Below are 10,448 nucleotides of genomic sequence, written 5' to 3'. Positions count from 1 at the left end.
CTGTAAAACGTCATAATGAATTTCATTATGTGTTCACTCGTGAGACTTGATATTTTTTACGTCCGGAGACGCTGATATCAATCCTGCGAGTGCCCACACAGATTGTCTGATAAATTGTTAAAGAGCGATGCAATCAGCGCCTTAAGCTGCTGTTGCGAGGTGGCGTATATTACGCTTTCCTCCTTCAGAGTCAAACACTTTTTTCAGCGTTTTTCTCCGGCGGGATGAATTTCTTCACTCCCTGCTGAGCCGCCTGCGTTGCCGCTTTGCCGTCTCAGTGGTGGCGCATTATAGGGAGTTATTCGGAGCTGACAAGGGTTTATTGCAAAAAATTGACTGAGCGCTACTTTTTTAACCGAACAGGCTAAAAACAGACATTTCTCGATCAATAATCAGTCAAAAGCGCCCGTTTGGCGGCACAAATCAGCGTCACGCGTATAAGCACCAATGCTATTCTGTTAGTCCAACGCCGTTTTCTTTGTTGCAGACTGAACAATTATTAAAGAAGGACTTTCAATGATTCGCTCCGCGCGCAGTATGGCCGGCTTGCCCTGGATCGCCGCAATGGCGTTTTTCATGCAAGCCCTCGATGCCACCATCCTCAATACTGCGCTTCCTGCTATCGCCACCAGTCTCGACCGTTCCCCTCTTGCCATGCAATCTGCTGTGATCAGCTATACGCTCACTGTCGCCATGCTGATCCCGGTCAGCGGCTGGCTGGCCGATCGCTTCGGCACGCGCAAAGTCTTTATCGTGGCCGTTTCACTGTTTACGTTGGGGTCTTTAGCTTGTGCACTCTCGGGCTCGCTGAGCATGCTGGTTATCTCACGCATTATCCAGGGTGTTGGTGGCGCGATGATGATGCCGGTCGCGCGCCTGGCATTGTTGCGTGCTTATCCACGCAGTGAATTGCTGCCGGTACTTAACTTTGTGACCATGCCGGGATTAGTCGGACCGATTCTGGGGCCGATGCTCGGTGGCTTGCTGGTCACCTACGCCAGCTGGCACTGGATATTCCTGATCAACATTCCCATCGGCATCGCGGGCATCTTCTATGCACGTAAATATATGCCGGATTTCACCACGCCTAAGCGCCGCTTTGATTTTGGCGGCTTCATTCTGTTTGGCTTAGGTCTGGTGCTGATATCCGTCGGTATCGAACTGTTCGGAGAGCGTATCGTGTCGCCGTGGCAGGCGGTGCTGGTGCTGTTAGCCGGTGTCGCGCTATTGCTTCTATATATAGTGCATGCACGCCGCCATCCTGCACCGCTGATCAACTTACCGATGTTTAAGACCCGAACCTTCTCGGTCGGCATCATTGGTAATATCGCGGCACGTCTGGGCACGGGTTGTATTCCCTTCCTGATGCCATTGATGTTACAGGTGGGCTTTGGTTATCCCGCACTGATAGCGGGTTGCATGATGGGGCCAACAGCGATTGGCTCGCTGCTGGCCAAATCCACCGTGACACAAGTGCTACGTCGCTTCGGCTATCGTAAAACGCTGGTCGGTATCACCATCATCATCGGCATTCTTGTCGCCAGCTTCTCACTGCAAACACCGGGTGAAAGTGTATTAATGCTGTTAGCCGCGCTGTTTGTATTAGGTATGGCGATGTCGACACAATTCACCGCGATGAACACCATCACACTGGCCGATTTGAATGATGAGAATGCCAGCGGTGGTAACAGCGTGCTGGCAGTAACGCAGCAGGTATCGATCAGCTTTGGCGTGGCCGTCAGTGCGGCGGTACTGCGTTTCTATCAGGATTTCGAGAGCACAACCGTGCAGCAATTCCACGCCACCTTCCTGACGATGGGCGTGATCACCGTGCTGTCCGCGTTTGCTTTCCTGATGCTGCGTCCCGGCGATGGCCGCAATCTGATCGCTAATCGCGAGAAAAAGAAGAAAACCGCTTAAACCGAACCGCGTTCCACCAACTCCGGCGTCAGTACCAGCGTTTGCTGGCTGGCGTCGGGATCGCTCATACGGTGAATCAGCGTATCAATCGCCAGTTCGCCCAGTTCATCCTTGGGCTGATGGATGGTACTAAGCGGTGGTGTGAGATAACGTGCCAGTTCGATATTGTCATAACCCATCACCGCGATATCTTGCGGCACGCGTAATCCCGCCTGGAATAGCGCGTGATATACGCCCACTGCCATCGCATCGTTACTGGTGAAAACCGCTTCGGGTAGCAACTCAAGGGTCAGTAGCTGGTTCATCGCATTAAACCCACCCTGAAATTCGAAATCACCGTCGACCACATAGCCGGGCAACACCGGTAATCCACTGTTGGTCATCGCTTTATGGAAACCTTCCAGACGCAAACGCGCCGGAGTTTTATCCTGCGGACCGGCAATACAGGCAATACGCGTGTATCCGCGATCGATCAGATGCTGCGTTGCCAATTCACCGCCCAGCAGCGCATTATCCTGAATGATGTCGCCACGCCCTTCAAACGGCGCCCAGTCCATCATCACCATGGGTACGGACGGATAACGATTGAGGATCTCCGCAGAGGGAAGGTGCGTCTCGGTGCACATCATTAATAAGCCATCGACACGCTTTTGCATCAGCGTTTCGAGGCTGCGATTCATGCGCTCTTCATCGCCTTCGGTATTGCACAGAATCAGGCTGTAGCCACGCTCGTAGCAGCTATTTTCTACGCCGCGTACCACTTCTGAATAAAACGGGTTACTGCTGGCCGTCAGTAACATGCCAATAGTGCGCGTCTGATTGATCTTCAGACTGCGCGCCAATGCAGAAGGCGCGTAATTCAGCTCACGGATTGCCTGATCCACTTTTTCCCGCACCTGTTCGCTCACAAAACGATTGTTATTGATGACGTGGGAAACAGTGGAAGTGGAGACGCCCGCCAGGCGGGCGACATCTTTCATGGTCGCCAAAGGCTTAACCCTGTTGCTGCAGGAAAGTATCGATCTCAGTGCGCCACGGCACTGAGGGCTGCGCACCTGGACGCGTCACCGCAATCGCGGCGGCAGCGTGGGCAAAACGCACGGCATCATGCATCGCCACACCTTCCAGACGCGCGGTAATAAAGGCGCCGTTAAAGGTATCGCCCGCAGCGATGGTATCGATGGCCTGCACGGTGAAGCCCGGAATACGCACGCCTGTGCCCTGCTCGCTCAACCACACACCACGACGACCTAAGGTAATCAAAACGGTAGAGATGCCTTTATCATGCAACGCCTGCGCCGCATGTGCTGCATCTTCATCACTTTTCACCGCGATGCCGGTCAGAATTTCGGCTTCGGTTTCGTTCGGTGTGATGATATCGATTAAGACCAGCAGCTCATCAGACAAATGTGTGGCAGGCGCTGGATTCAGAATCACTTGCGTGGCATTGGCACGCGCAATCTTCGCTGCCGCCAACACGCTTTCCAGCGGCGATTCCAACTGCATCAGCAAGGCCTCAGCATCAGCAATCACTTGCTGATGGCGATCGACACAGGCTGGCGTCAGCGCCGCGTTAGCACCGGAATAGATGCCGATATTATTTTCACCTTCGCCATTCACGAAGATCATCGCCACGCCGGTGGCTTCGTCTGCCACGATTTCTACCGGAGCAGTATCAATACGGTCCTGCTGCAGCTGCTGGCGGATACGTTCGCCAATGTCATCTGCACCTACACAGGCAATAAAAGCGATATCCGCGCCAGCACGACCGGCCGCCACGGCCTGGTTAGCCCCTTTGCCACCAAAGGCAATCTGATACTGTTTGCCGATCACCGTTTCGCCCGGACGCGGAAAATGGGTGAGGTTCAGAATGTGGTCGGCATTGATGCTGCCAAGTACCGCCAGTTTTGCACTTGTGTTCATAGGGAGTGATCCAGAAAGTTGCGCCACCAGGACGGTGGCGCGTTGCCATGCTTTTCTTTGTTTTTTATTTGGTGACCAGCTTCAGGTCAACTGGATTAACCGACTGTACTTTTTCGCCTTTCAGCACTTTATCTGCAGTGTCCACACCAATCACGCCAATTTTATCAGGCATCTGCGCCACTGTGGCGGTCAGTTTACCGGCTTCTACCGCTTTCACACCGTCAGCGGTACCGTCAAAGCCCACCACCAGTACATCGGTTTTACCGGCAGTCTGCAGCGCACGCAGTGCGCCCAGCGCCATTTCGTCGTTCTGAGCAAATACAGCCTGTACATCCGGATGCGCCTGCAGCAGGTTCTGCATCACGTTCAGACCTTTAGTACGGTCGAAATCTGCTGGCTGGCTCGCCAGGATATTAAATTTGTGCGCATCAGCAGCCTGCTTGAAGCCTTCGCCACGCTCGCGCGCTGCGGAAGTCCCGGCAATACCCTGCAGCTCGATGATTTTTGCGCCATCGCCCAGTTTCTTCGCGATGAAGTCACCGGCCATTTTGCCGCCGAAGCGGTTGTCAGAAGCCACGTGGCTCACCACGGTGCCTTGTGCCGCCACGCGGTCCAGGGTGATCACCGGAATGTTGGCCTGGTTGGCCATCTTCACGGCGTTACCCACGGCATCAGAATCCGTTGGGTTAATCAGCATCAGCTTGGTGCCACGCACAGTCAGATCCTGTACGTTCGCCAGCTCTTTCGCCGGGTTATTCTGCGAATCCAGCACCACCAGGTTATAACCCAGTTTGTCGGCTTCTTTCTGTGCGCCATCTTTCAGAGACACAAAGAACGGATTATTCAGCGTTGATACAACCAGCGCAATGGTGTCCTTAGCCATCGCGCCAGCACTGAGGGTGGCGCCAAGGATGACGGCCAATGCAGTTAACTTTTTCATTTATAGAGTCCTGTGTGAAGGTCAGAGTTATTTGCTGCTTTTGTTATCCACCAGCACCGCCAGCAGAATGACAACGGCTTTAACAATCATTTGGTAGTAAGAAGATACGCCCATCAGATTCAGGCCGTTGTTCAGGAAACCCAGGATCAGCGCGCCAATCAGCGTGCCCATAATGCGACCTTTACCGCCCGCCAGGCTGGTTCCGCCTAAGACCACCGCCGCGATGGCATCCAGTTCATAACCGGTACCTGCCGTCGGTTGCGCAGAGGAAAGGCGCGCGACTTCGATGGTGCCCGCCAGCGCTGCCAGCAGACCACACAGCGAATAGACGATGATTTTGACGCGGTTAACATTGATACCTGACAGACGTGTCGCCGCTTCATTGCCGCCTAACGCATAAATGTAACGACCGAGGCGCGTGTGATGCAGCATGTACCACGCCAGCGCGAACACTACTGCCATCAGCCACACCGGCGTTGGGATACCCAGCGGACGGCCAATACCGAACCAGCCGAACAGATCGGCGTTATCACTGAAACCGGTGTTGATCGGGCTACCGTTGGTGTACACCATGGTCACGCCGCGCAGCAGCAGCATCATCACCAGCGTGGCGATAAACGCCTGTACCTTGCCGCGCGCCACAATGACGCCGGTAATACCGCCAATCGCCGCACCCAGCGCCAGCGAAGCCGCTACTGCCACCAGCGCATTCACTTCCAAACCGACAATCGAGGCGGCGACCGCACCGGTGAGCGCCAGCAGCGATCCCACCGACAGATCAATACCCGACGTCAGAATCACCAGCGTCATGCCGACGGCCATAATGGCGTTAACCGAGGTCTGCTGCAGGATGTTGAACATGTTGGCAACGGTGAAGAAGTTCGGGCTTTGGCTCGCCACCACGGCAATCAGCACGATCAGCGCAATCAGCGATTTCTGCTCCAGCAGCCAGGCTTTGCTAAACCAGCGACGGCTGGCGGGTAAGGTTTGGGTGCTCATACAACTAACTCCTCGCTGTGTTGCTTACCGACTGCCGCCGCCATCAGGGATTCCTGGGTAGCCTGCTCACGGGAAAATTCGCCACTCAGATGGCCTTCATGCATCACCAGGATGCGATCGCTCATGCCCAGCACTTCCGGCATTTCCGATGACACCAAAATGATGCTCAGCCCTTCGGCTTTAAACTGGTTAATTAACTGATAAATCTCTTTTTTCGCACCCACGTCCACGCCACGCGTCGGCTCATCCAGAATCAGTACGTTCGGGCGCGTCATTAATCCGCGCGCAATCGCCACTTTCTGCTGATTACCCCCCGACAGCAGGCCAATCGGCTGCTCCATTGACGGGGTTTTAACGTTGAACAAACGGATGAAGTCGCCTACTGCTAGTTGTTCTTCACTGTGTTTCAGATTACCGGTGGCATGGCTGAAATAGCGCAGCGCGGTCAATGACATGTTCTCTTTCACCGACATGCCGAGCACCAGGCCATCGCGCTTGCGGTCTTCTGAGATATAGACGATGCCGTTGGCCAGGCCGTCCTTGGGTGATCGGGTAATAATTTCGCGACCGTTGAGCGTAACGGTGCCGTTGCTGCGAGGCAGTGCGCCGTACAGCACTTTCATCAGTTCCGTCCGTCCCGCGCCCATTAAACCGGAAATGCCAAGGATTTCCCCTTTGCGTAGGTTAAAACTGACGTTATCCACGCCCGGCCCGCTGAGATTTTTAACAGTTAAACGAATATCGCCCGGTGCCTGATCAATATGCGGATATTGATCTTCCAGCTTACGGCCCACCATCATCTCGATCAGACTCTCTTCGCTGAGATCGCTCACCGCGCGCTCGGCAATAAATTGCCCGTCACGAAACACGGTGACATCATCGCAAATCTCGAAGATCTCTTTCATACGGTGCGAGATATAAACAATGCCGCAGCCCTGCGCTTTCAGTTCATTGATTACGCGGAACAGCGACAGGGTTTCGGTATCGGTCAGCGCATCGGTCGGTTCATCCATAATGATGACCTTCGACTCGAAGCTAAGCACTTTGGCGATCTCAACCATCTGCTGATCGCCAATCGATAAATCGCCCACCAGCTTATGGCTGTTGAAGCGCAGGTTCAGACGATGTAATAAGGCATCCGCCTCGGCGTACATCCGGTTCCATTCGATGCGGCCAAAGCGGTTAACAAATTCGCGACCGAGGAAAATATTCTCCGCCACGGTCAATTGCGGAATTAGGTTGAGTTCCTGATGAATAATGCCAATGCCCGCTTCCTGCGACGCTTTCGGTCCAGAAAAAGCCACATCCTTGCCCAGCCACTGCAGAGAGCCCGCATCCATGCTGTAAATGCCGGTCAGCACTTTCATCATGGTGGATTTCCCCGCGCCGTTTTCACCCACCAGCGCCATCACGCGCCCCGGATAAACAGCCAGCGAAGCGCCATTCAGCGCTTTCACGCCGGGAAACGACTTTTCAATCCCTTTGAGTTGCAATAACGGTTGCATAACGACCTCAGAAGGTTACGCCAGCGCTCAGGATGACATTCGCATACGGAGAACACTCTCCGCTGCGAATGACGGCCTGACTACGCTGCGTTTCTTGTTTGAACTGTTCATGGCTGGTGTAACGGATGGTGATGACATTCCCCTGGTGCCGTTGCAAGGCATCGAGCACGGCGAGCAGTGCGCTGTGGAGTTGCGGATTGTGTTGCTTGATCTCCTCCGCCATCAGGGCGCTTTCGACTTGCATCTCCTGAGTGACAACATCAACCACCTGTAAAAATTCGGGCGTTCCCGGCGTCAACGCCAGGTCGATTCGCTGTGGTCCGGCCGGAATCGGCAAGCCCGCATCCGCAATCGTCAGCGTATCGGTGTGCCCCAGGCGGGCAATCACATGAGAGAGTTCAGCGTTTAACAAGCGACCTTTTTTCATTTCTTCCACTCCACAGCGAAACGTTTCGCTGAGCGGGAGTGTATTAAATGTGCGCGGCAACTCAATGACGTCATCACGGAAATGTGATCGCCATCGAAACGTTTCGCTTGTGCCGGGAATAATTTGAGTTTGGTGGTGGATGCGAGCCGCCTGAGCGGCTCTGAAGGGTGTTATGGCAGCTTGCGGACCTGCTTAACGTCCAGTTCAATGGAATTAAAGTCCTTATCCAGCTCGCCGGTCAGTTCAACCTGATCCTTCGGAGTGATGGTCTGTCCGTGCCAACGCTTATGGTCGATTTCCACTTTCATGTTGCCGCTACCGTCACGGAACAGATAATCCTCATCGCCGATTTGCTTATCGAGATAACCGCGCACGGTGATCCAGCTGTCGTCTTTCATCTCTTCAGCCTGCTTAACGGTCACTACACTGGTGTTATCCGCCTGGAAGCCACCTGCGTGAACCTGAGCCTTTGGCGCACTTGGGTCAACAAATCCCCCCTGTTGTGCGGCCAGAACCGGCGTGGAAGCCAACATAATAATCGCGATTAACGCTGCACTCTTTTTCATTTTTCACCTCTGTTCCATGAATGTGTGGAATACGGAGGCTATTACAGCACAGGGTTCTTAACAGGATCTTAAGGGGTAAAAAAACACGAAAAATAGCCAATCTGCGGCGATTGACGCTGTACAAGCGGATTTTTGCTTCGTATAACGACTCTTGCACTCAAGGAGAAACACATGCGCATATTATTGATCGAGGACGACACGCTGATTGGCGATGGCCTGAAAGTCGGGCTAACGAAACTCGGCTTCAGCGTTGACTGGTTCGTGTCAGGCGAAGCGGGATTTCAGGCTTTATCGGCCGCACCCTGGGATGCCGTGGTACTGGATCTTTCGCTGCCCGGGCGTGATGGGCTGGAGATTCTGCGTCAATGGCGTGAGCAGGGCGCAGATGTACCCGTGCTGATCCTCACCGCACGCGATGCGCTCGATCAGCGCATACAAGGATTACAGTCAGGCGCTGACGACTATTTGTGTAAGCCCTTCGCGCTCGCTGAAGTCGCCGCGCGTTTACAGGCGCTGATTCGCCGCCGTCATGGACAACTACAGCCCGAGTTGAAACACGGCAAGGTGGTGATGTCGCCCAGCAGCCACAGCGTCTGGATTGACGGCGAAACCATCAGCCTGAAGAGCCGTGAACTGGCGCTGCTGGAGCTGTTTATGCGCAATCCAGGTCGCGTGCTAACCCGCAGCCAGCTGGAGGAAAAACTCTACAGCTGGGATGACGATGTCTCCAGCAACGCAGTAGAAGTGCATATTCATCATCTGCGCAAAAAGCTCGGCACAGCGTTTATTCGTACCGTTCACGGCGTGGGTTATACACTCGGTGCGGCAGAATGAGTCTGTTTCTACGACTCGCCATCGGCTTTGTGCTGCTGATTACGCTGTGCGGTGGGGTGGCCAGTTACAGCGCCTGGCATCAGACCCGCGACACCGTTAATGAGCTATTCGATACCCAGCAAATGCTGTTTGCCAAACGCCTGCTGTCACTCGATCCCACCAGCTTACACGCCGCCTCACTGCCAAAAACCAAATCCATTTTGCGCCATCACCGCGGCGATCAGGATGATGATGCACTGGCGTTTGCCATTTTCCGTGCGGACGGCCAGCCGTTGCTTAACGATGGCGAGAACGGGCGCGATATGCAGTTTGATGATAAGCGTGACGGTTTTCGCGAAGGTCGTCTGCGCGGCGACGATGACAGTTGGCGGCTGCTTTGGCTGACTTCTGCTGATAAACAATATCGCGTGGTAGTGGGCCAGGAGTGGGAATACCGCGACGATATGACGCGCGATCTGGCACTGGCGAGTTTGATGCCGTGGCTTTACGCCATGCCCTTTATGCTGCTGATGCTGCTGGCATTGGTGTGGTTCGAATTGCGCCCGCTAAAGCGCCTGACGGCATCACTCCAGTTGCGAGCACCCGATGACGCCACACCGCTCGACGAAGCACGCTTGCCCATAGAGGTGCAGCCGTTGGTGGCGGCATTAAACGGGCTGTTTCACCGTATGGCGCAACTCGTGCAGCGCGAGCGCCGTTTTACCTCCGATGCGGCGCACGAACTGCGCAGTCCGTTAGCTGCACTGCGCGTGCAGAGTGAGGTGATTCAGCTGGCGGATGATGACGAAGCAATGCGCAAACGGGCATTGCAGCAGCTTGATAGCGGCATCCAGCGCGCCACACGGCTGGTGGATCAACTCTTAACGCTATCAAGAGTGGAAGCGGACGATCTGCGCAGCGAATTTCAGCCGGTGCCACTGGCACCGCTGCTGCAAAAGCTTCTGATAGAACATTTTCCACAGGCCGAGGCGCAGCAGATGGATCTACAATTGCATGCACAGGCCGAACCGGTGATGAACGGTCATCCTCTGCTGTTGAATTTGCTGATGCGTAACCTGCTGGATAACGCGCTGCGCTATGCGCCGCCGGGCAGCCAGATTCAGTTCACGTTAAACGCGCGGACGATAATTATTGAAGATAACGGGTCAGGCGTCAGCGATGAGCAGCTTGCGCGCCTTGGTGAGCGTTTCTGGCGACCGCCGGGGCAAACGCAAACGGGCAGCGGTTTAGGAATATCGATTGTGAAAAACATTGCGCAACTGCACGGTATTCGCATCGCATTCAGCCATGTGCAGCCTCAAGGCTTGCGCGTCACCTTGAGCTGGTGACGCGCT

General features: G+C 54.6%; 10 protein-coding genes. 3 read left to right on the top strand and 7 right to left on the bottom strand.

Features of this window, described 5'->3' with window-relative positions; translation table 11 throughout:
* Positions 1-516: 516 nt before the first annotated feature.
* A complete protein-coding gene (gene mdtD / locus F3J37_RS10885) occupies positions 517-1,920 on the top strand; it encodes a multidrug transporter subunit MdtD (protein WP_034830079.1) in 1,404 nt (467 codons plus the stop codon).
* Here the strand turns inward: mdtD and rbsR are convergent.
* From rbsR to F3J37_RS10850, 7 genes are all read right to left on the bottom strand, one after another.
* A complete protein-coding gene (rbsR, locus tag F3J37_RS10880; protein WP_097118537.1) occupies positions 1,917-2,900 on the bottom strand; it encodes a ribose operon transcriptional repressor RbsR in 984 nt (327 codons plus the stop codon). The genes mdtD and rbsR overlap by 4 nt on opposite strands.
* 13 nt (positions 2,901-2,913) lie before the next feature.
* Positions 2,914-3,843, bottom strand: a complete 930-nt coding sequence (gene rbsK / locus F3J37_RS10875; RefSeq protein WP_166933382.1) for a ribokinase — start codon at positions 3,841-3,843, stop codon at positions 2,914-2,916.
* 64 nt (positions 3,844-3,907) lie between these two features.
* Positions 3,908-4,783 carry a ribose ABC transporter substrate-binding protein RbsB gene (rbsB, locus tag F3J37_RS10870; RefSeq protein ID WP_034830075.1) on the bottom strand — a complete coding sequence of 292 codons (876 nt, stop codon included), beginning with the start codon at positions 4,781-4,783 and terminating at the stop codon, positions 3,908-3,910.
* A 27-nt stretch (positions 4,784-4,810) separates the two neighbouring features.
* Positions 4,811-5,782, bottom strand: coding sequence for a ribose ABC transporter permease (rbsC, locus tag F3J37_RS10865; RefSeq protein WP_034830072.1), 972 nt, complete (start codon positions 5,780-5,782; stop codon positions 4,811-4,813).
* Positions 5,779-7,287 carry a ribose ABC transporter ATP-binding protein RbsA gene (rbsA, locus tag F3J37_RS10860; RefSeq protein WP_166933380.1) on the bottom strand — a complete coding sequence of 503 codons (1,509 nt, stop codon included), beginning with the start codon at positions 7,285-7,287 and terminating at the stop codon, positions 5,779-5,781. Before rbsA ends, rbsC begins: the two co-directional genes overlap by 4 nt.
* A 7-nt stretch (positions 7,288-7,294) precedes the next feature.
* The gene (gene rbsD / locus F3J37_RS10855; protein ID WP_038643989.1) at positions 7,295-7,714 is read right to left on the bottom strand and encodes a D-ribose pyranase; all 420 of its coding nucleotides are present in this window, start codon (positions 7,712-7,714) and stop codon (positions 7,295-7,297) included.
* 170 nt (positions 7,715-7,884) lie between these two features.
* Positions 7,885-8,280, bottom strand: coding sequence for a YgiW/YdeI family stress tolerance OB fold protein (locus F3J37_RS10850; protein ID WP_034830066.1), 396 nt, complete (start codon positions 8,278-8,280; stop codon positions 7,885-7,887).
* 171 nt (positions 8,281-8,451) lie between these two features.
* Here F3J37_RS10850 and qseB point away from each other — a divergent pair, with 171 nt between their 5' ends.
* Together qseB and qseC are read left to right on the top strand one after the other, a co-directional pair.
* Positions 8,452-9,114: a quorum sensing response regulator transcription factor QseB gene (gene qseB / locus F3J37_RS10845; RefSeq protein WP_058961689.1), complete on the top strand. Its 663-nt coding sequence runs from the start codon at positions 8,452-8,454 to the stop codon at positions 9,112-9,114.
* Positions 9,111-10,442 carry a quorum sensing histidine kinase QseC gene (gene qseC, locus F3J37_RS10840; RefSeq protein WP_166933378.1) on the top strand — a complete coding sequence of 444 codons (1,332 nt, stop codon included), beginning with the start codon at positions 9,111-9,113 and terminating at the stop codon, positions 10,440-10,442. Before qseB ends, qseC begins: the two co-directional genes overlap by 4 nt.
* Positions 10,443-10,448: the final 6 nt, after the last annotated feature.

The sequence above is a fragment of the Candidatus Pantoea communis genome (genome assembly GCF_011752685.1).
Taxonomy (GTDB): domain Bacteria; phylum Pseudomonadota; class Gammaproteobacteria; order Enterobacterales; family Enterobacteriaceae; genus Pantoea; species Pantoea communis.
The sequence above is the reverse complement of the archived record's forward strand: the minus strand, read 5'-3'. Positions and strand labels throughout refer to the sequence as shown.